Raw genomic sequence first — 18999 nt, 5'->3', positions numbered from 1 at the left:
CCGGTCACCGGCCCGCCCGCCCAGTCACCGGCCCAGTGCCCACGGCCCCCAGCCTGCGGGCCACCTGCCCATGTGCCCTGCCTGCGGCCACCGGCCTGCGCGCCGCCCATTCTGCGGGCACCGGCCACGTGCCTAGCCACCGGCCAACTGCCCGCCCGCCCAGCCTGCGGGCATCGGCCACCTGCCCAGCCCGCGGCCACCGGCCCACCTGCCCGGCCCGCGCCAATCCGGGCCGCGCGAGGTGGTGCGGGTGGGCGCGGGCGGCACCCCGTAAGCGCCGGGCCGCACGATCCTCCGTCCAGCGCCCGCACCGGGTGACCGCCCACCCACGCCCGGCGCACCGCCCACCCGCGCCCGGCGACCCGCCCCCGCCCGACTCGCCGCCGCTCCGCCCGACTCGCAGTCGCCCCCCCGCCCCACTCGCCGCCGCCCCCGCCCGGCTCACCCGGGACACCCCCGCCCCCACGCCCCCGTACCCTTGTCCCGTGACGAGCCCCACCCCCGACGCCCTCCTGGGCCCCGCCGACATCCGCGAACTCGCGGCAGCCCTCGGCGTGCGGCCCACCAAGCAGCGTGGCCAGAACTTCGTGATCGACGCGAACACGGTCCGCCGTATCGTCCGCACCGCGCAGGTGCGCCCCGAGGACGTGGTCGTGGAGGTGGGGCCGGGCCTCGGTTCCCTCACCCTCGCGCTGCTGGAGGTCGCCGACCGCGTCACGGCCGTGGAGATCGACGACGTGCTGGCGAGCGCCCTGCCCGCGACGATCACCGCCCGCATGCCGCTTCGCGCGGACCGCTTCGCGCTGGTGCACTCCGACGCCATGCACGTGACCGAGCTGCCGGGTCCCGCCCCCACCGCCCTGGTGGCGAACCTGCCGTACAACGTCGCCGTGCCCGTGCTGCTGCACATGCTCGGTACCTTCCCGAGCATCGAGCGCACCCTCGTGATGGTGCAGTCGGAGGTGGCCGACCGTCTCGCCGCCGCTCCCGGCTCGAAGGTGTACGGCGTGCCGTCCGTGAAGGCCAACTGGTACGCCGAGGTCAGGCGGGCGGGCGCGATCGGCCGCAATGTCTTCTGGCCCGCGCCCAACGTCGACAGCGGCCTCGTCTCCCTCGTCCGCAGGGCCGAGCCGGTCAGGACGACCGCTTCCCGGCGCGAGGTGTTCGCCGTCGTCGACGCGGCGTTCGCCCAGCGGCGCAAGACGCTGCGGGCGGCGCTCGCCGGGTGGGCCGGTTCCGCGGCGGCGGCCGAGGCCGCGCTGGTGGCCGCGGGTGTCTCCCCGCAGGCCCGCGGCGAGGCCCTGACGGTCGAGGAGTTCGCGCGGATCGCCGAGCACAGGCAGCCCGACCCGGAGCAGCCCGACCCCGTGCAGCTTGACCCGGAAGAGTCCGACCCCGTGCAGCCCGACCCCGTGCAGCAGGACTCCGGTCAGCGGGCTTTCGCACAGCGCGAGAAGGACTCCGAGTGAGCGTCACCGTCCGCGTGCCCGCCAAGGTCAACGTCCAGCTCGCGGTCGGCGCCGCCCGCCCCGACGGCTTCCACGACCTGGCGAACGTCTTCCTGGCGGTCGGCCTGTACGACGAGGTCACCGTCGCCCCGGCCCAGGAGCTGCGCGTGACCTGCGAGGGCCCGGACGCCGCCCACGTCCCCCTGGACCGCACCAACCTGGCCGCGCGCGCGGCGATCGCGCTCGCCGAGCGCCACGGCCGCAGCCCGGACGTGCATCTGCACATCGCCAAGGACATCCCCGTCGCGGGCGGCATGGCGGGCGGCAGCGCGGACGGCGCGGGCGCCCTCCTGGCCTGCGACACGCTCTGGGGCACCGGCGCGTCCCGCGAGGAACTCCTGGAAATCTGCGCCGAGTTGGGCAGCGACGTGCCGTTCAGCCTGGTCGGCGGTGCCGCCCTCGGTGTCGGGCGGGGCGAGCAGCTGACCGCGCTGGAGGTGGGCGGAACCTTCCACTGGGTGTTCGCGACGGCCGGGCGCGGCCTGTCGACCCCTGCCGTGTTCCGCGAGTTCGACCGCCTCGCCGAGGGCCGCGACCTCCCCGAACCGGTCGCCTCGCGCGCGCTCCTCGACGCCCTCGGCAAGGGCGACCCCGACGCGCTCGCGGCCGCCGTCTCCAACGACCTCCAGCCCGCCACCCTGTCGCTCTTCCCGGACCTCGCCCGCACCCTCGCGGCGGGGGAGGAGGCCGGCGCGCTCACCAGCCTCGTCTCGGGTTCGGGCCCCACCACCGCGTTCCTGGCGCGCGACCCCGACGCCGCGGAGAGGATCGCGCAGGCGCTGCGGGCCTCCGGCACCTGCGGGAGCGTGCGGACGGCGTCCGGGCCGGCTCCGGGAGCCACGGTCGTCACCGCGCTCTGAGCGCCTCCCGCCGAGTACGAAGCGGTTCCCCGCGGTGGGGAGCCGACCCGCGAGGGCGTCGGCCACCGACCCGCGCCCATTAGGCTGGGTGGCTGACCGATCCCCCTGTCAGGAGAAAAATGGCCGTCAACCTGGTCAATGTCGAGAACGTCAGCAAGGTGTACGGAACCCGTGCGCTGCTCGACGGTGTCTCGCTCGGCGTGTCCGAAGGGGACAGGATCGGTGTCGTGGGTCGCAACGGCGACGGCAAGACCACCCTGATCCGTATGCTCGCCAAGCTGGAGGAGGCGGACACCGGCCGGGTCACGCACTCCGGCGGGCTGCGCATGGCCGTGCTCACGCAGCACGACTCCCTGGACCCCGCCGCCACCGTCCGCCACGAGGTCATCCGCGACATGGCCGACCACGAGTGGGCCGGCAACTCCAAGATCCGCGACGTCCTGACGGGACTCTTCGGCGGGCTCGACCTGCCCGGCTTCCCGCAGGGCCTGGACACCGTCATCGGACCGCTGTCGGGCGGTGAGCGGCGCCGTATCGCGCTCGCCAAGCTGCTGATCGACGAGCAGGATCTGATCGTCCTGGACGAGCCGACCAACCACCTCGACGTCGAGGGCATCGCCTGGCTCGCCAAGCACCTGCGCGAGCGCCGCTCCGCGCTCGTCTGCGTCACCCACGACCGCTGGTTCCTGGACCAGGTGTGCACCCGCATGTGGGACGTGCAGCGCGGCGCCGTCCACGAGTACGAGGGCGGCTACTCCGACTACGTCTTCGCGCGCGCCGAGCGGGAGCGGATCGCCGCGACCGAGGAGGTCAAGCGGCAGAACCTGGTCCGCAAGGAGCTGGCCTGGCTGCGGCGCGGGGCGCCCGCGCGGACGTCCAAGCCGCGCTTCCGGGTCGAGGCCGCCAACGAGCTGATCGCGGACGTGCCGCCGCCGCGGGACAGCGGCGAGCTGATGAAGTTCGCGTCGTCGCGCCTCGGCAAAACCGTCTTCGACCTGGAGGACGTGACCGTCCAGGCCGGCCCCAAGGTGCTGCTCGAACACGTCACCTGGCAGCTCGGCCCCGGCGACCGCATCGGCCTCGTCGGCGTCAACGGCGCCGGCAAGACGTCCCTGCTGCGCGCCATGGCCGACGCCGCCCGCACCGAGGGCGAGGCCCAGCCGGCCGCCGGCAAGGTCGTCGTGGGCCGCACCGTCAAGCTCGCCTACCTCTCCCAGGAGGTCGCCGAACTCGACCCGAGCCTGCGCGTCCTGGAGGCCGTCCAGCAGGTGCGCGAGCGCGTCGACCTCGGCAAGGGCCGCGAGATGACCGCCGGGCAGCTGTGCGAGACGTTCGGCTTCGGCAAGGAGAAGCAGTGGACGCCGGTCGGCGACCTGTCCGGCGGTGAGCGCCGCCGCCTCCAGATCCTGCGGCTGCTGATGGACGAGCCCAACGTCCTCTTCCTCGACGAGCCCACCAACGACCTCGACATCGAGACCCTCACCCAGCTGGAGGACCTCCTCGACGGCTGGCCCGGCTCGATGATCGTCATCTCCCACGACCGCTTCTTCGTCGAGCGGACCACGGACCGCGTCTTCGCCCTCCTCGGCGACTCCGCCCTGCGCATGCTGCCGCGCGGCATCGACGAGTACCTGGAGCGCCGCCTGCGCATGGAGGAGGCCGCGGCCGCCGCGGTGCCCGCCGCGCAGAAGGCGGTGCCGGAGCGGAGCGCCGCCGACCAGCGCGCCGCGAAGAAGGAACTCCAGAAGATCGAGCGTCAGTTGGACCGCGTCTCCGACAAGGAGGCCAAGCTGCACGCGCAGATCGCCGACAACGCCACCGACTTCGGGAAGGTCGCCGAACTCGACACCGAGCTGCGCCGGTTGGCCGGGGAGCGCGAGGAACTCGAGATGCGCTGGCTGGAGCTGGCCGAGGACGCGTGAACCGGTCGGGGGTGAACCGGCCGGAGTTGACCGGTCGGGGTGAACCGGCCGGAGTTGACCGGTCGGGGTGAACCGGCCGAAGTTGACCGGCCGGGGTGAACCGGCCGGGGTGAACCGGCCGGGGTGAACCGGCCCGGAGTGAACCGGTGGGTGCGTGCCGGTGGTTGCCCACCTGTATCGGCGCGCACCCACCGGTGTGAACCCGCAGACGTGACCGAAACGCGCGGGTAGCGGGATGCGGGCGACTCCGCGGGCGCGGGGCACGCAACCGTGAACACGCCCCGGCGCGCGGTGACGGCGCACGCGCCGCGTGAAGGGGGCGTGAAGGCGCGTAACGGCGGCATCACGGCCCGGTCCTCCCTTGGGAACAGGGGTGGACGCGGGCCCCGTCGCTGTCGGTCCCGGGTGATAGAAAGAGCCGTCCGACAACTTTCTGAGCATGAATCCGGGTCCGTCACGAGCCTCAGGGCGTGGCTAAAAATCAGTGAGCGAGGGGGAGACGCTGATGACTCAGCCGCCCAACCAACAGCCGCCGCAGGGTGGTTTCGGAGCACCGCAGGACCAGCCGCCGCAGGGTGGTGGCTTCGGCGCGCCGCAGATGCCGGCCCAGCCGCCGCAGGGCCCGCCCGGCCAGCCGCCGCAGGCTCCGCACCCGGGTTACGGCTACCCGCAGCAGCCTCCGCAGCAGCAACAGCCCCCGCAGCCGGGGCCGTACGCCCAGCCGGGCGGCCCCTACGGCGCACCGGGCGCACCGGGCCCGTACGGGCAGCCGCAGCAGCCGGGACCGTACGGCCAGCCGGTCGGTCCCTACGGGCAGCAGCCCGGCTACGGCTACCCGCCGCCCCAGTTCCCCGGTGCTCCCGGCACCCCGCAGCCCGGTTCCCGCAACCCGTTCAAGGGAAAGCCGGCGCTGGTCGTCGGGGCCGCGGTGGCGGCGCTGCTGGTGATCGGCGGGACGGTGTTCGCGGTCACCGGCGATGACGGCGGCGGCGGGGAGAAGAAGCCGGTCGCCGGACCGAGCGACGACGGCAAGCCGTCGGCGAGCGACAGCCCCGTCAACCCCGGTGACGGCAGCGGCGACGGCGGCGAGGACCCCGAGGACTTCAACGCCGACCGCAAGAGCGGCGAGGCCAAGGTGCTCTGGTACAAGGAGGCGCCCGACGCCCCCGCCTCCGGCGCCGAGGCCCCCGGCATGTGGGTCACCTCCAAGACCGCGGTGAAGGCCGCGTACAAGGAGGTCGTCGGGTACGGCGTCGGTGACGGCAAGCCCGCCTGGGACACCATCGCCCTGCCGCAGAAGGTCTGCGCGGTCACCCCGCAGAAGACGGCGACCGACAAGATCGTCGTGGCGTACATGAACGGCGCGAGCGACCGCGCCAAGTGCAACCAGCTCCAGCAGATCGACCTCAACACCGGGGCCAAGGGCTGGACGGGCACGGTCGCCGACGGCGCGCTGTTCGACAGCGCCATCACCGTCGAACTGTCCGTCACGGGCAACACGCTGATGGTGGGCCGTTCGCAGTCGGGCACCGCGTACGACGTGAACACCGGCAAGAAGCTGTGGGAGAAGAAGAAGTACGGCGACGCCTGCTTCCCGAGCGCCTTCGCGGGCGGCGCGAAGCTGATCTCCGTGGCCTCCTGCGACGCGACCGACGCCAACGAGCACGACGAGGTGCAGGAGCTGGACCCGGCGACCGGCAAGGTCAAGTGGACCCAGAAGTTCGACAAGGGCTGGACCGTGGCGCGCGCGTACTCCATGGACCCGCTCGTCATCTACAGCACCAACAAGGACAAGAACGCCTGGAACATCTCGACGCTCAAGCCGGACGGCACGTTCCGTTCGCAGGTCGGCGTCGACGAGGACTTCGCCCCCGAGTGCGGCTGGGCGATCCTCCAGCGCAACCTCACCGGCTGCGAGGGCACGGCCGCCGACGCCAACACCCTCTACCTGCCCACCGAGGCGACCACCGGCGCCAACGAGATCGTCGCGCTCGACCTCGCCACCGGCAAGGAGAAGTGGCGCGTGAAGTCCCCGGCGGACGAGTCGATGCTGCCGGTGACCGTCGAGGGCGGCAACCTCGTCGCCTACGTGGAGCCGTCGTACGACACGGCCGGCCGGGTCGTGTCGATCCCGACCGCCGGTTCCACGCACACGCCGTCGACGCTGCTCCAGATGCCGGAGAGCACGATCGACCTCGAGGACAGCTTCTTCTCCCGCGACCTCGCCTGGGCGGACGGCCGCTTCTACATCTCCACCACCCGGCTCGCGGGCAACGACGACGCGAAGGAGAAGCTGATGCTCGCCTACGGCAAGTGAGGCGAGTGACTCCGGCCGGAGCGCGCGGCGCCGTCGCCGCCGCCCGGCCCTCCCGCGTCCCACCGGTCCCGCAACCCCGGTCCCGTCCTCCCCAGCGTTCTCCCGAGGTACCCACACCATGACCCAGCCGCCGCCTCCGCCGCCGAACCAGCCGCCCCGGGGCACCCCCGAGGACCAGCCCCCGCAGCAGCAGGGCGCCTTCGGCGCGCCCCAGGACCAGCAACCTGGCGACCAGCGACCCCAGGACACGCCGCCCCAGGACGGCCCTCCGTCGCAGGACACCGCCGGTGCTCCCGAGGAGCCGCAGGACGCCCCGCCGCAGGCCGGTTCCGGCACGCCGGCTCCCCAGCCGCCCGCCGCGGCACCGCAGCCCCCGCCCCCCGCCGCGCCCGCGGCCCCGCCGGCGGGACCCCAGCTCAGCAAGGCCCCGCAGGCCGGTTACGGCTATCCGGGCCAGCCCCCTCAGGCCCCCGCGGGTCCGCCGCAGCCTGCCCCGCAGGCCGGTTACGGCTATCCGGGCCAGCCCCCGCAGACCCCCGCGGGTCCGCCGCAGCCTCCGGCGCAAGCGCCCGGTTACGGCTATCCGCAGGCGGCCCAGCCCGGCCAGCCGCCCCAGCCGCCGACCGGCCCCGGTTACGGCTATCCCGGTCACCAGGCCGGGCCCGGCGCGCCGAACCCGTACGCCCAGCAGGCCCCCGCCCCGGCCCCCTACGCCCCGCAGCCACCGGCGCCGCACGGCGGGCAGCCGGGGTACGGCTACCCGGGGCAGCCCGGTCAGCCGACCACACCCGGCTACCCGGCTCCGCAGGGCTATCCGGCTCCGCAGGGTTACCCGACCACGCCCGGCTACCCGGGCCACCCCGGTCAGCCCACCATGCCGATGCCGTCGCAGCCCACCGGCGGCGGCCGCAGACGCAACGCCCAGGTCGCGATCATCGTCTCGGCCGTCGTCGCGATCGCGCTGATCGTCGGCGGTGGCGTCTGGTACGCGAACTCCGGTGACGACGGCAAGAAGGACGACACCGCGAGCAGCGGCGGCACGACCGGCGGAGGCGGCGACGAGAAGGGCGGCACCGGCGGCACGACGTCGTCCGGCGGCACGGAGAAGGTGCCCGGCGACCCGGCCTCCAAGCTCCTCTTCCAGATCCCGTCGCCCGCGGTCGCCAAGGACGACAGCGTCGTCGTGAGCGGCTCCTGGCTGACCGAGAAGGCGTACGTGAAGTCGGGCGTCGCCGAGATCGTCGGCTACGACCCCGACAAGGGCACGAAGCTCTGGACGATCAAGCTGCCCGGCCCGGTGTGCACGGCCAGCCGGAAGATGACGGCGGACGGCAGGACGGCGGTGGTGTTCCAGCCGAAGATGCCCGCCAAGGACTCCTCGGCCGGTTGCAGCGAGGTCGCCGCGATCGACCTCAACGCGGGCAAGCAGCTGTGGCGCAAGACCGTCCCGTCCGGCGACTCCCCGATCACCTTCGACAACGTCACCGTCAGCGCGAACACCGTCGCGCTGGGCGCCACCGAGGGCGGCTCCGCCTTCGACATCACCACCGGCAAGCTGCTGTGGTCCCCGAAGGCGGCCGACACCTGCTACGACGCCGGATACGGCGGCGGCGCGAAGCTGGTCGCGGTGCGCAAGTGCGGTTCCTACGACGCGCGCCAGCTGCACATCCAGACCATCGACCCGGCCTCCGGGAAGGTGCTCTCCGAGTACAAGATGGCGACCGGCATCGAGTACGCGAGCGTCGTGTCGACGGACCCGCTGGTCGTGGCCGCCGACGTCGGCGACAGCGCCCAGGACGGCAGCGGCATCTCCGACTTCTTCTCCCTCGACAACAAGACCGGCAAGCTGCTGACCCGGATCTCCGCGCCGGGCGAGCAGTTCGCGGCCCGCTGCGACGGCATCACCGAGTTGGAGAAGTGCAGCGGGATCGCGGTCGGCCCGAACCGGCTGTACCTCCCGACGGAGGAGCACGACGGCACCGGTGAGTACAGCCGGACCAACGAGATCGTCGCCTTCGACCTGACCACCGGCAAGCAGACCGGCCAGCGGGCCGACGCCGGCGACGGCTACACGCTGGTGCCGCTGCGCACGGACGGCGAGAACGTCATCGCGTACAAGCGCCCGCCCTACGACGAGGGCGGACAGGTCGTCAGCGTCGACGGCGGCACGTTCAAGCAGACCAAGCTGCTGGCGAACCCGTCGACGGAGTCGGTCCGGGACGCGGAGAGCAGCCTGCTCCCCGAGTACTCCGAGATCATCTACGCGCAGGGGCACCTGTACATGTCCGCGGTGTACGCCTCCGGCTCCAGCTCACGCGACAAGGAGTACCTGGCGCTGGCGTTCGGCACCGGCGGCTGACCGTCGCGCCACCGCCTCGACGGCCCCGTCCCCGTTCAGCTGTTCCGGGGGCGGGGCCGTCGCACGTACCGCTCGTCACCTCCGCGTGCGGGGAATTCGGCGATCCGGGGCACTTCTCGCCGGTAGGGGGAGCGCGACGTCGAACAAGCGTGTAGCTTCCGGGGGCATGAAGGACGGGGTGCCGGGGGGCACCCTTTGTCCGTCTGCGCGTGTGCCGTTGTCTGGCTTTGCCTGTTTGTCCGTGTGGGCATCCATGGGGGGACTGGGGGGTTGCTCGTTGGGAGTGCGGCTGATGGTGGTCGACGACCACCGACTGCTCGCCGAGGCGTTGGCCTCGGCGCTGAAACTGCGGGGGCACCGGGTGCTCGCCGCGGCGGCGCCCGCCGCCGGCGCGGCGGAACTCGTCATCACCCGGGCACCCGAGGTGTGCCTGCTGGGCACGGCCACCCCCGCCGAACCGGGCATCTTCGACCCGGTCGTCCGCATCAAGCGGGAGCGGCCCCAGGTGGCCGTCCTGGTCCTCGGCCCGGTACCGAACCCACGCGGCATCGCGGCGGCCTTCGCCGCGGGCGCCTGCGGCTACGTACGCCATGACGAGCGCATCGAGGGGGTGGAGCGGGCGATCATGAAGGCGAGGTCCGGCGAGGCGGCGGTGGCCCCCCAACTCCTTCAGGGCGCCTTCAGCGAGCTGCTCAACCCCGCGGCCCAGCCGGACGACGAGGGTCAGCGCCTCCTCCGGCTCCTGACCCCCCGCGAGGTGGAGGTCCTGGTCCGCGTGGCCGACGGCGAGGACACCCGCCTGATCGCCGCCGGCATGGGCATCGCCCCCTCCACCGCCCGCACCCACGTCCAACGGGTCCTGATGAAACTGGGCGTCGGCTCCCGCCTGGAGGCGGCGGCGCTGGCAGCGAGGACGGGCCTGCTGGACCGGGCGGGACCACTGACGCGGGAACTTCGGACCGAGGACCCGGCACCGGAGTCCTGACCTTCCCACCGTCCCCCGGGCCAGATCACTGGGCGCCGGCGCGTATGCCTCTCAGGAGCTGGGCGAGAGCGGCGGGCGTGGTGGTGAGGGTGGTGGCGGGGGTGTCGCTCTCGCGGAGGTGGATGCGGGTGGGGGAGGACGCCAGCTCTAGGCAGTCGTTGCCCTCGCCGCCGCCGGAGAAGGACGACTTCTGCCAGTGCAGGGCAGCAACGGGAGTCTGGAGACTGGGCGGTGTCATTCGGTGGCCTTGGGACGGGCGGTGCCCACGTGGGTGATCCATGCGGCGCGGTCTCCTCGCTTCGGGCTCATGCGGGCGCGTCCGGGGCAGGCGTCGGCACCGGGCCGAGGTCGCCCTCGGGCTCACGGGTCAGCGCCGCGTGCAGTTCCGGGTCCGCGTGGATCTCCGCGGTGTGCCGCCACTGTGTGAGCAGCAACGCTATGGGCGTGAGGTTCCCGAGTGAGGCTGCCCCGCGAGCGGTCTCGGCCAGCTCGGCGAGCATCGTCCGTACGTCCTCGTCGGGCAGGAACACCGACCACGGCAGGGCCTCGGGCAGCAGCGTGCGCAGAGTCGCCGGGTTGTCGGTGCGGATCAGTCCGGCGAGCAGCCGCGCGGTGAAGTCCACCACGCTGGCGTCCCGCTCCAGCTGGTCGGCACGCATCAGGGCCAGGTCCCCCGCGTCCCGCCGACGCAGCCGCAGCGCACGGACGGCGTCGAGCCGCCGCGCGGTGGCCGCCGGGTGATGCAGCAGCTCGCTGAAGGGCACGTCCTCGTACGGAGCCGTCGTCATGACATCCACAGTACCTTGGATGTCACAGAACGGCGGCTCGTATGCCCTTCAGGAGCTGGGCGAGGGCGGCGGGGGTGGTGGTGAGGGTGGTGGTGGGGGTGTCGCTCTCGCGGAGGTGGATGCGGGTGGGGGAGGCGGCGAGTTCTACGCAGGTGTCTCCTTCGCCTCCTCCGGAGAATGTGGACCTTTGCCAGTGCAGGGCGTCGTCCATTGCGTGTCTCACAGTTCCTTCGTCAGGCGGTGGATGAAGTCCCTCGACGCAACTGGGTCGAGCGACGCATCTTCCACTCTATGAAGGAGTGTTCGGAGCTTTTGCAGCTGCGCCACGGCGTCGATGAAGACCACGCCGGTGGGAGCGTCCCGAAGGCCTGTGTCCAACTGGGCTACCGGGCCGTCGGCGTACACCATTGATGCTCCGGCACCGGCGAAGCCGTCCTGATCGACGGGGATGACGCGTACCGCAACATGTCTTTGCTCGATCTGGTCCAGGATTGATCGAAGTTGCCGGAGCGAGGTCCGCCGGTCTGCCACCCGCACGCGCAGGGCGAACTCATGGACGATCGTTTCGTACGGCGTCGGGTGGTCCCCCTCGATGACCGACCGTCGTCTCATGCGGTGTTCGACCCGGGGCGCCAGCTCGCTCTCGGGCAGTTCAGGGCGCATGTAACTGAAGACGGCCCGCGCATAGTCGGGGGTCTGGAGTAGGCCCGGAACATAGGTGATGACCACCTCGCGCAGGAATGTCGCATGGTGCTCAGCCTCGGCCACATCGAGGTTCACCTGGGGCAGAACCCCTCGGTAGTCGTCCCACCAGCCGCGTGTCCGGTCGGTCGCCATCGCCACAAGGGCATCGATCAACTTCTCGTCCGTGCAGTCACAGTGAGCCGCCAGCCTTCGCAGACGTTCCTCGCTGATCGCGGAACTCCCGGCCTCGATCTGGCTCATGTGGGCCGAACTCGAGCCGAGTAGCGCGGCCACCTCCTTGGCCGTCCTGCCTGCGGCCTCCCGCACTTTGCGCAGTTCGGAACCCAGGCGAACCTGGCGGGCCGTGGGTTGGTTCCGCATGGTCATCCGAGTAACTGCCTCTCCGGGACTTCTCGTTCGGAGTCAGATTACGTGAGTCAGTTGCAAGGGTAGGAATTTCTACCCTACCGTCGGTCATGCGACGTTCACCCTGCGGAAGCGCACCGCACCGTCCTGCCATGGCGGTCGCGGCAATGCCACCGCGCCTTCACTCACCCGCCCCCCACCTGGAGCTGACGCATGCCCGAATCCACTTCCGGCGCCTGGGAGTACTCCCTCTCCCTGCCCAACGACCTCAGAGCCGTCCCGATCTGCCGTCGCACCCTGCGTCTGATCCTGACCATGTACGGGCTCATCCACCTCGTGGACACCGCGGAGCTGATCGCCTCCGAGCTGGTCTCCAACGCCGTACTGCACACCAAGGGTCCGGCGGCCCTGCGGATCAGCTGGGCCGACGGCGTCCTGCGGATCGGCGCGTGGGACGCGAACCCGGCACCTCCCGACCCGCCGGACGACCTGGCGGACCTCGCCAACGCCGAGAACGGGCGCGGCACCGCCCTGGTCCGGGCCTGCGCCGACGTGTGGGGCTGGCACCCGCTGTCCCGGTTCGGGCACCGGGGCAAGTACGTGTGGTGCGACCTGGCGGCGGCATAGCTCGTTGATCACATCGCACAGGAAGGAGAGCCGATGGTCGGCTCGTCCCACGAGGCCACGCACCGGATCTTCCAGGCCGACTCCTGCCTGGCGGAACCGGCGATGCAGTCCTTCTGGCGGCACACACTCGCGGAGCAGGTGCGCGAGGACGGGCGGGAAGAAGGCAGAGTAGAGGCGCTGCCGAGATGACCCTGAACCGCCTCTGCCGGCGAGGCATCGAAGTGGCCGACCACGTTCGCGAGCGCGTGGGATCCTGCACCGACCTCGACCGGCTCACCACCTCGTCCCAGCGCGCCGTTCATGCCACCGCCGCCGACGACCTCTTCGCCGGCGAGTAGACAGGACGGGCACCGCCTCGTCCCCGCACACGCGCCGGGCCGGACCCCGCCACCCACGCGGACCCCGGCCCCGTACGCGAGACGACCCCTCAGTCCCGGCGCTCCGCCGTCTCCGGCGGCAGTGGGGGCGGGACCGTCGGCCTCAGCTTCAGCCAGACCAGGAAGAAGATGCCGAGGGCCAGCATGCCCAGGCCCGTCCACAGGTTGATGTTGACGCCCTGGGCCTTGTCGATCTCCGCGTCACCGTCGGTGAGGCCCGCGATCGCGACGATGACGCCGTACACGACGAACAGGCCGCCGATGATGCGGCGCAGGTCGAAGATGCGGGCGGCGGTCGCCGACTTCTCCTCCAGCTCGGAGACCTCGCGCTGGACGTCGGCCTCGGAGTAGCCGGCCTTGCGCAGCCGCTCGGCCGCTTCCGCCCGCTCGGACGGTTCGAATTGCTCGGACATGGTCTTTCCATCCTCCCGCGGTCGGGCCTAGAACGAGATCGAGAACGGGATGTAGCAGGCGGCGGCGAGGATGATCGCGCCCCAGCCCAGCAGCGCCGGCCGGCGGTACCAGGCGTCGTCGCCGGCGGCGGGCGGCTCGGCCATGCCGGGCGAGACCGTGCCGTAGACGAGGCCCTGGAGTTCCTTGGCCGGCTTGGGGGCGGTGAAGAGGGAGACCACCACCATCACCACCGCGCCCGCGACGAAGCCCGCGATCGCGGAGACGAAGTTGGCGCCCTGGTCGGTCGGGATGCCGATGATGTCCTGCTTGTAGAGGACGAAGTAGTTGACCATCGCGGCCGTGGTGCCCGCGAGGAGACCCCAGAAGCCGGACTTCCTCGACGCGCGCTTCCAGAACATGCCGACGATGAAGACGACGAACATCGGCACGTTGAAGAAGGAGAACAGGGTCTGGAGGTAGCTCATGATGTTGGAGAACGACGAGGCGAGGAACGCCGTGCCGACCGACGCCGCGACACCGATCGCCGTGATGAGCCGGCCGAAGCGGACGTAGTAGGCGTCCTCGCGGCCCCTCACCACGTACTTCGCCCAGATGTCGTTGGTGAACACCGTGTTGAAGGACGACACGTTCGCCGCCATGCCCGCCATGAACGCGGCCAGCAGACCGGTCACGGCGATGCCCAGGACGCCGTTGGGCAGCAGCTGCTCCATCAGGTACGGGATCGAGTCGTTGTACTGGAGGTCGGAGCCCGCGGTGCCGATCTTGGGGACCAGGACCGCCGCCACCAGGCCCGGGATCATCACCAGGAAGACGATGAAGATCTTCGGGAAGGCGGCGATCAGCGGGGTCCGCTGGGCCGCCGACAGGTTCTTCGCGGACAGGGCGCGCTGCACCTCGGCGAAGTTCGTCGTCCAGTAGCCGAAGGAGAGGACGAAGCCGAGGCCGAGGACGATCGTCAGCCAGTTCGCGCCCAGCGGGTTGTCGCTGCCGATGCCGGTGCCACCCCAGGCCGAGACGAAGTCGTCACCGTGGGACTTCGTCAGCGAGTCCGTGAGGCTGTCCCAGCCGCCGACCTTCTTCAGGCCGAGCACCGTCAGCGGGATCAGGGCCGCGAGGATCACGAAGAACTGGAGCACCTCGTTGTAGATCGCCGACGACAGGCCGCCCAGCGTGATGTACGCCAGCACGAAGAAGCCCGCGACGACGATCGCCAGCCACTGCGGCCAGCCCAGCAGCGCCTCGACGACGATGGCGAGGGCGTACAGGTTCACGCCGGAGATCAGGATGGCGGCGAAGGCGAACAGGGCCGAGCTGAGCAGATGGGCGCCCTTGTCGAAGCGCAGCAGCAGGAACTCGGGGACCGAGCGGACCTTGGAGCCGTAGTAGAAGGGCATCATGACCAGGCCGAGGAAGACCATGGCCGGGATGGCGCCGATCCAGTACCAGTGGACGGTGTACGCGCCGTACTGCGCGCTGTTGGCGGCCATGCCGAGGATCTCCGTGGCCGCCAGGTTCGCCGAGATGAAGGCGAGGCCGGTGATCCAGGCGGGCAGGGAGCGGCCGGAGAGGAAGAAGTCGAGACTGGTCTTCACCGAGCGGCGCGCGGCGAAGCCGATGCCCAGGACGACCACGAAGTAGATCGCCATGATCGTGTAGTCGAGCCAGTTGGTCGGAAGGCGTAGCTCAGCCGCGAGATACGTGGGGGTTCGCATGCACTGCTCACTTCGCTTGGTGGACTTTGTTTGGTTGTGGTGGTGACTCTCGTGGGGGATTGTGGTTTGATGTGTTTAGTTCTGTTGGAACTGACTCGCTGTGTTGGTGTACGGATGGAGAGCCGCGGTGAAGAAGACCTCGACCCGCTTGGCCGACGGTCGTGAGCTGATCTACTACGACCTGCGGGACGACACGGTGCGCGACGCGGTGGACCGGCGCCCCCTGGAGCCCACGGTCACCACTTCGGAGGTACGAAGGGACCCGCTCCTCGGCGATTCGGTCGCGATCGCCTCGCACCGCCAGGGGCGCACCTACCACCCGCCGGCCGACGAGTGCCCCCTGTGCCCCTCGCAGGGCGACCGGCTGAGCGAGATCCCGGACTCCTCGTACGACGCCGTCGTCTTCGAGAACCGCTTCCCCTCGCTGGCCGGTGACGCCGGGCGCTGCGAGGTGGTCTGCTTCACCTCCGACCACAACGCCTCCTTCGCCGACCTCACCGAGGAGCAGGCGCGACTGGTCCTGGACGCGTGGACGGACCGGACGTCCGAGCTGTCGCATCTGCCCTCCGTGGAACAGGTGTTCTGCTTCGAGAACCGCGGTGCCGAGATCGGCGTGACTCTGGGTCACCCGCACGGGCAGATCTACGCCTACCCGTTCACCACGCCCCGCACCGCCCTGATGCTGCGCCAGGTGGCCGCCCACAAGGAGGCCACCGGCGGCGAAAACCTCTTCGACGCCGTCCTGGAGCGTGAATTCGCCGGTGACCGGGTCGTCCTGGAGGGTGAACACTGGGTCGCCTTCGTGCCGTACGCCGCGCACTGGCCGTACGAGGTGCACCTCTACCCCAAGCGCCGGGTGCCCGACCTGCTCGGCCTCGACGAGGAGGCGCGCACAGAGTTCCCCCAGGTCTATCTGGAACTCTTGAGGCGCTTCGACCGGATCTTCGGGGAGGACCAGCCCCTTACGCCGTACATCTCGGGCTGGCACCAGGCGCCGTTCGGCGCGCTGGAGGAGTTCGAGGGCGTCAACCGCGACGACTTCGCGCTGCACCTCGAGCTTTTCACCATCCGCCGTACGTCCGGCAAGCTGAAGTTCCTCGCGGGTTCCGAGTCCGGCATGAACGTGTTCATCAACGACGTGCCGCCGGAGCACGCGGCGAAGCGACTGCGAGAGGTAGCGAGTTGATGAGCGGCAAGTACTTGGTCACGGGCGGCGCGGGATACGTCGGCAGCGTGGTCGCCCAGCACCTGCTGGAAGCCGGACACGAGGTCGTCGTCCTCGACAACCTGTCCACCGGCTTCCGCGAGGGCGTCCCCGCGGGCGCCACGTTCGTCGAGGGCGACATCCGCGACGCCGGGAAGTGGCTCGACGACTCCTTCGACGCCGTGCTCCACTTCGCCGCGTTCTCGCAGGTCGGCGAGTCCGTCGTGAAGCCCGAGAAGTACTGGGAGAACAACGTCGGCGGCACCATGGCCCTGCTCGGCGCCATGCGCGAGGCCGGCGTGCGCAAGCTCGTCTTCTCCTCCACCGCCGCCACCTACGGCGAGCCGGTCAGCACCCCCATCACCGAGACCGACCCGACCGCGCCGACCTCCCCCTACGGCGCGTCCAAGCTCGCCGTCGACCACATGATCACCGGCGAGGCCACCGCCCACGGCCTCGGCGCGGTGTCGCTGCGCTACTTCAACGTGGCCGGCGCCTACGGGGCACAGGGCGAGCGCCACGACCCCGAGTCGCACCTCATCCCCCTCGTCCTCCAGGTCGCGCAGGGCCGCCGCGAGGCGATCTCCGTCTTCGGCGACGACTACCCGACCCCGGACGGCACCTGCATCCGCGACTACATCCACGTCGCCGACCTGGCCGAGGCCCACCTCCTCGCCGTGGCGGCCGCCACCCCCGGCGAGCACCTCATCTGCAACCTCGGCAACGGCAACGGCTTCTCCGTCCGCGAGGTCATCGAGACCGTCCGCGAGGTCACCGGCCACCCGATCCCCGAGGTCACGGCCCCCCGCCGGGGCGGCGACCCCGCGGTCCTGGTCGCCTCGGCGGCCACCGCCCGCGAGCGCCTCGGCTGGAACCCGTCCCGCGCGGACCTCGCGGGTATCGTCGCCGACGCGTGGGAGTTCACGCAGAAGATCGCAGAGGAGCGGTAAGTGGGGGCAGAACAGCAGGTCAGGACCGGCTTCGCCGAGCTGTACGGGGCCGAGCCCGAGGGCGTCTGGGCGGCGCCCGGCCGCGTCAACCTCATCGGTGAGCACACCGACTACAACGACGGCTTCGTGATGCCCTTCGCGCTGCCGCACACGGCGACCGCCGCGGTCTCCCGCCGCACCGACGGCGTCCTGCGCCTGCACTCGGCGGACATCGAGGACGGCGTCGCCGAGCTGCGACTGGACGACCTCACCCCCGAGTCCGACCGCTCCTGGACGGCGTACCCGGCCGGCGTGGTCTGGGCGCTCCGCGAGGCCGGACACCCGGTCACCGGCGCCGACATCCACCTCACCTCGACGGTCCCGTCGGGCGCGGGCCTGTCCTCGTCGGCGGCCCTGGAGGTCGTCGTCGCGCTCGCCCTCAACGACCTCTTCGAGCTGGGCCTCCAGCGCTGGCAGCTCGCCCGCCTGTGCCAGCGCGCCGAGAACGTCTACGTCGGCGCCCCCACCGGGATCATGGACCAGACGGCGTCCGCCTGCTGCGAGGCCGGCCACGCCCTGTTCCTCGACACCCGCGACCTCGCGCAGAAGCAGATCCCCTTCGACCTCGCCGCCGAAGGCATGCGCCTGCTCGTCGTCGACACCCAGGTCAAGCACGCCCACAGCGACGGCGAGTACGGCAAGCGCCGGGCCGGCTGCGAGAAGGGCGCCGCCCTGCTGGGCATCGACGCCCTGCGCGACATCCCCTACGCCGAGCTGGACGCGGCGCTGGACCGGCTCGGCGACGAGGAGGAGGTCCGCCGGCTCGTCCGCCACGTCGTGACCGAGGACCAGCGGGTGGAGACCGTGGTGTCCCTGCTGGAGTCCGGCGAGACCCGCGCCATCGGCCCCGTCCTGGTCGAGGGCCACGCCTCGCTCCGCGACGACTTCCGCATCTCCTGCCCCGAACTGGACCTCGTCGTCGACACCGCCCTCGCCACCGGCGCCCTCGGCGCCCGCATGACCGGCGGCGGTTTCGGCGGTTCGGCGATCGTCCTCGCGGAGGCCGCCGACGTCGACACCATCACCAAGGCGGTCGAGGAGGCCTTCGCGGCGGCGGGCTTCACCGCCCCCCGGGTCTTCGAGGCGGTCCCGTCGGCAGGCGCCCGCCGACTCGGCTGAACCGTCAGGACACCGCCGTCGGCCCCGCACACCCGTGCGGGGCCGACGGCTTTCGAGGGGAGCGACCGGACCCGGTACGGCCCCGAGGCCGTCACCCCAGCCGCTTCGTCAGCGTGTACTCCGTGACGCCCGGCGGATAGTCCTCGATCACGCACACCACGTCGTAGCCCCGCCGGCGGTAGAAGTGCGGCGCCTGGAAGTCCCACGTCTCCACGCGGGAGCGCCGGCAGCCGCGTTCGTCGTGGGCCAGCCGCTCCGCCTCCGTGAGCAGGCGGGTGCCCAGGCCGGTGCCGCGGTGACGTTCGTCGACCCAGAGGTAGGTGACGTGCAGCCAGGTCGTCCAGGTGTGGCCGACCAGGCCGCCGGCCAGCGCGCCGGTGTCGTCCGACGCCCACACGTGCAGCGGCGCCTCGCGTTCGGCGGGCGTACCGCGCAGCGCGCGCAGGACGGGCGAGGCCGCCGTGTTGGTGTCACGCAGCCGGGACCGGAGCAGATCGCGTCGGGATCTGTCGACTTCTGCCTCAAGACGGAACATGCGGCACACCATAAACGCGCGGGACGGCCAGTTCTGCGATTCGCCTTCCGCTCTCCCCGCGCAGCCCTACGCTGGTCGACAGCACCGGTGGGGGCCGGTGCTGATCAGGGGGCGAGACAGTCGGGTACGACGCCCGCGGTGGGGGTAGCACTCTCTGCACGGCGGCGGCCGTGCGGTCGGACACCCCCTCCGGGCGTCGTGCCCGCGCCGGTCGTCGTTCTCCGGGCCTGGGG

19 protein-coding genes are annotated in these 18999 nt (G+C 71.5%); 12 read left to right on the top strand and 7 right to left on the bottom strand.

Annotation, left to right across the window (positions count from 1 at the left end):
• The first annotated feature begins 485 nt into the window (after positions 1-485).
• The 6 genes from rsmA to ACFYO5_RS37180 all read left to right on the top strand — a co-directional run bounded on the left by rsmA (position 486) and on the right by ACFYO5_RS37180 (position 9951).
• The gene (gene rsmA / locus ACFYO5_RS37205; RefSeq protein WP_388718004.1) at positions 486-1469 is read left to right on the top strand and encodes a 16S rRNA (adenine(1518)-N(6)/adenine(1519)-N(6))-dimethyltransferase RsmA; all 984 of its coding nucleotides are present in this window, start codon (positions 486-488) and stop codon (positions 1467-1469) included.
• A complete protein-coding gene (locus ACFYO5_RS37200; protein ID WP_388718001.1) occupies positions 1466-2368 on the top strand; it encodes a 4-(cytidine 5'-diphospho)-2-C-methyl-D-erythritol kinase in 903 nt (300 codons plus the stop codon). Before rsmA ends, ACFYO5_RS37200 begins: the two co-directional genes overlap by 4 nt.
• Before the next feature lie 119 nt (positions 2369-2487).
• The gene (locus tag ACFYO5_RS37195) at positions 2488-4290 is read left to right on the top strand and encodes an ABC-F family ATP-binding cassette domain-containing protein (RefSeq protein ID WP_388717998.1); all 1803 of its coding nucleotides are present in this window, start codon (positions 2488-2490) and stop codon (positions 4288-4290) included.
• 505 nt (positions 4291-4795) lie between these two features.
• The gene (locus ACFYO5_RS37190) at positions 4796-6607 is read left to right on the top strand and encodes a PQQ-binding-like beta-propeller repeat protein (RefSeq protein ID WP_388717995.1); all 1812 of its coding nucleotides are present in this window, start codon (positions 4796-4798) and stop codon (positions 6605-6607) included.
• A 118-nt stretch (positions 6608-6725) separates the two neighbouring features.
• The gene (locus ACFYO5_RS37185; RefSeq protein WP_388717992.1) at positions 6726-8966 is read left to right on the top strand and encodes a PQQ-binding-like beta-propeller repeat protein; all 2241 of its coding nucleotides are present in this window, start codon (positions 6726-6728) and stop codon (positions 8964-8966) included.
• Between the two features lie 277 nt (positions 8967-9243).
• Entirely contained in the window at positions 9244-9951 is a 708-nt protein-coding gene (locus ACFYO5_RS37180; RefSeq protein ID WP_388718092.1) for a response regulator transcription factor, read from the top strand.
• Positions 9952-9976: 25 nt separating this feature from the next.
• Here ACFYO5_RS37180 and ACFYO5_RS37175 read toward each other — a convergent pair whose 3' ends face one another.
• From ACFYO5_RS37175 to ACFYO5_RS37160, 4 genes are all read right to left on the bottom strand, one after another.
• The gene (locus ACFYO5_RS37175; RefSeq protein ID WP_388717989.1) at positions 9977-10189 is read right to left on the bottom strand and encodes a DUF397 domain-containing protein; all 213 of its coding nucleotides are present in this window, start codon (positions 10187-10189) and stop codon (positions 9977-9979) included.
• Between the two features lie 67 nt (positions 10190-10256).
• Positions 10257-10739: a hypothetical protein gene (locus ACFYO5_RS37170; RefSeq protein WP_388717987.1), complete on the bottom strand. Its 483-nt coding sequence runs from the start codon at positions 10737-10739 to the stop codon at positions 10257-10259.
• A 22-nt stretch (positions 10740-10761) separates the two neighbouring features.
• A complete protein-coding gene (locus tag ACFYO5_RS37165) occupies positions 10762-10962 on the bottom strand; it encodes a DUF397 domain-containing protein (RefSeq protein ID WP_388717984.1) in 201 nt (66 codons plus the stop codon).
• On the bottom strand, positions 10959-11810 hold the full coding sequence (locus tag ACFYO5_RS37160) for a helix-turn-helix domain-containing protein (RefSeq protein WP_388717981.1): 852 nt from the start codon (positions 11808-11810) through the stop codon (positions 10959-10961). Before ACFYO5_RS37160 ends, ACFYO5_RS37165 begins: the two co-directional genes overlap by 4 nt.
• A 192-nt stretch (positions 11811-12002) precedes the next feature.
• Here ACFYO5_RS37160 and ACFYO5_RS37155 point away from each other — a divergent pair, with 192 nt between their 5' ends.
• The 3 genes from ACFYO5_RS37155 to ACFYO5_RS37145 are packed head-to-tail and all read left to right on the top strand — an operon-like array spanning position 12003 to position 12754.
• Complete coding sequence (locus ACFYO5_RS37155; RefSeq protein ID WP_388717978.1) at positions 12003-12416, top strand: ATP-binding protein; 414 nt, start codon at positions 12003-12005, stop codon at positions 12414-12416.
• Between the two features lie 33 nt (positions 12417-12449).
• Entirely contained in the window at positions 12450-12605 is a 156-nt protein-coding gene (locus ACFYO5_RS37150; RefSeq protein ID WP_388717975.1) for a hypothetical protein, read from the top strand.
• A complete protein-coding gene (locus ACFYO5_RS37145) occupies positions 12602-12754 on the top strand; it encodes a hypothetical protein (RefSeq protein ID WP_388717972.1) in 153 nt (50 codons plus the stop codon). Before ACFYO5_RS37150 ends, ACFYO5_RS37145 begins: the two co-directional genes overlap by 4 nt.
• An 89-nt stretch (positions 12755-12843) precedes the next feature.
• Here the strand turns inward: ACFYO5_RS37145 and ACFYO5_RS37140 are convergent, their stop codons facing one another.
• The gene (locus ACFYO5_RS37140; RefSeq protein ID WP_356569896.1) at positions 12844-13206 is read right to left on the bottom strand and encodes a hypothetical protein; all 363 of its coding nucleotides are present in this window, start codon (positions 13204-13206) and stop codon (positions 12844-12846) included.
• A gap of 27 nt (positions 13207-13233) precedes the next feature.
• The gene (locus ACFYO5_RS37135) at positions 13234-14919 is read right to left on the bottom strand and encodes a sodium:solute symporter family protein (protein WP_388717969.1); all 1686 of its coding nucleotides are present in this window, start codon (positions 14917-14919) and stop codon (positions 13234-13236) included.
• A gap of 127 nt (positions 14920-15046) precedes the next feature.
• On the opposite strand from ACFYO5_RS37135, the gene galT reads away from it, so the two are divergent.
• Genes galT through galK form a run of 3 tightly spaced genes read left to right on the top strand, consistent with a single transcriptional unit; the run spans position 15047 to position 18231 of the window.
• Positions 15047-16105 carry a galactose-1-phosphate uridylyltransferase gene (gene galT / locus ACFYO5_RS37130; RefSeq protein WP_388717966.1) on the top strand — a complete coding sequence of 353 codons (1059 nt, stop codon included), beginning with the start codon at positions 15047-15049 and terminating at the stop codon, positions 16103-16105.
• Positions 16105-17073 (top strand): UDP-glucose 4-epimerase GalE, encoded by a 969-nt coding sequence (galE, locus tag ACFYO5_RS37125; RefSeq protein WP_356569890.1) that lies wholly within the window; start codon positions 16105-16107, stop codon positions 17071-17073. Before galT ends, galE begins: the two co-directional genes overlap by 1 nt.
• On the top strand, positions 17074-18231 hold the full coding sequence (gene galK, locus ACFYO5_RS37120) for a galactokinase (RefSeq protein ID WP_388717962.1): 1158 nt from the start codon (positions 17074-17076) through the stop codon (positions 18229-18231).
• Positions 18232-18322: 91 nt separating this feature from the next.
• On the opposite strand, the gene ACFYO5_RS37115 is transcribed toward galK, so the two are convergent.
• Positions 18323-18778, bottom strand: coding sequence for a GNAT family N-acetyltransferase (locus tag ACFYO5_RS37115; RefSeq protein WP_356568722.1), 456 nt, complete (start codon positions 18776-18778; stop codon positions 18323-18325).
• Positions 18779-18999: the final 221 nt, after the last annotated feature.

Origin of the sequence: Streptomyces sp. NPDC006259 (genome assembly GCF_042870975.1) — a bacterium.
GTDB lineage: Bacteria > Actinomycetota > Actinomycetes > Streptomycetales > Streptomycetaceae > Streptomyces.
Note: the sequence above shows the minus strand (reverse complement) of the source record. Positions and strands in the feature narration are given on the sequence as shown.

What these genes read in the sequence shown, in the direction of transcription:
- ACFYO5_RS37195 (WP_388717998.1), top strand. Translation starts at nt 2,488, where the DNA reads ATGGCCGTCAACCTGGTCAATGTCGAGAACGTCAGCAAGGTGTACGGA.
- ACFYO5_RS37190 (WP_388717995.1), top strand. Translation starts at nt 4,796, where the DNA reads ATGACTCAGCCGCCCAACCAACAGCCGCCGCAGGGTGGTTTCGGAGCA.
- ACFYO5_RS37185 (WP_388717992.1), top strand. Translation starts at nt 6,726, where the DNA reads ATGACCCAGCCGCCGCCTCCGCCGCCGAACCAGCCGCCCCGGGGCACC.
- ACFYO5_RS37175 (WP_388717989.1), bottom strand. Translation starts at nt 10,189, where the DNA reads ATGACACCGCCCAGTCTCCAGACTCCCGTTGCTGCCCTGCACTGGCAG.
- ACFYO5_RS37170 (WP_388717987.1), bottom strand. Translation starts at nt 10,739, where the DNA reads ATGACGACGGCTCCGTACGAGGACGTGCCCTTCAGCGAGCTGCTGCAT.
- ACFYO5_RS37160 (WP_388717981.1), bottom strand. Translation starts at nt 11,810, where the DNA reads ATGACCATGCGGAACCAACCCACGGCCCGCCAGGTTCGCCTGGGTTCC.
- ACFYO5_RS37155 (WP_388717978.1), top strand. Translation starts at nt 12,003, where the DNA reads ATGCCCGAATCCACTTCCGGCGCCTGGGAGTACTCCCTCTCCCTGCCC.
- ACFYO5_RS37150 (WP_388717975.1), top strand. Translation starts at nt 12,450, where the DNA reads ATGGTCGGCTCGTCCCACGAGGCCACGCACCGGATCTTCCAGGCCGAC.
- ACFYO5_RS37145 (WP_388717972.1), top strand. Translation starts at nt 12,602, where the DNA reads ATGACCCTGAACCGCCTCTGCCGGCGAGGCATCGAAGTGGCCGACCAC.
- ACFYO5_RS37140 (WP_356569896.1), bottom strand. Translation starts at nt 13,206, where the DNA reads ATGTCCGAGCAATTCGAACCGTCCGAGCGGGCGGAAGCGGCCGAGCGG.
- ACFYO5_RS37135 (WP_388717969.1), bottom strand. Translation starts at nt 14,919, where the DNA reads ATGCGAACCCCCACGTATCTCGCGGCTGAGCTACGCCTTCCGACCAAC.
- galE (WP_356569890.1), top strand. Translation starts at nt 16,105, where the DNA reads ATGAGCGGCAAGTACTTGGTCACGGGCGGCGCGGGATACGTCGGCAGC.
- ACFYO5_RS37115 (WP_356568722.1), bottom strand. Translation starts at nt 18,778, where the DNA reads ATGGTGTGCCGCATGTTCCGTCTTGAGGCAGAAGTCGACAGATCCCGA.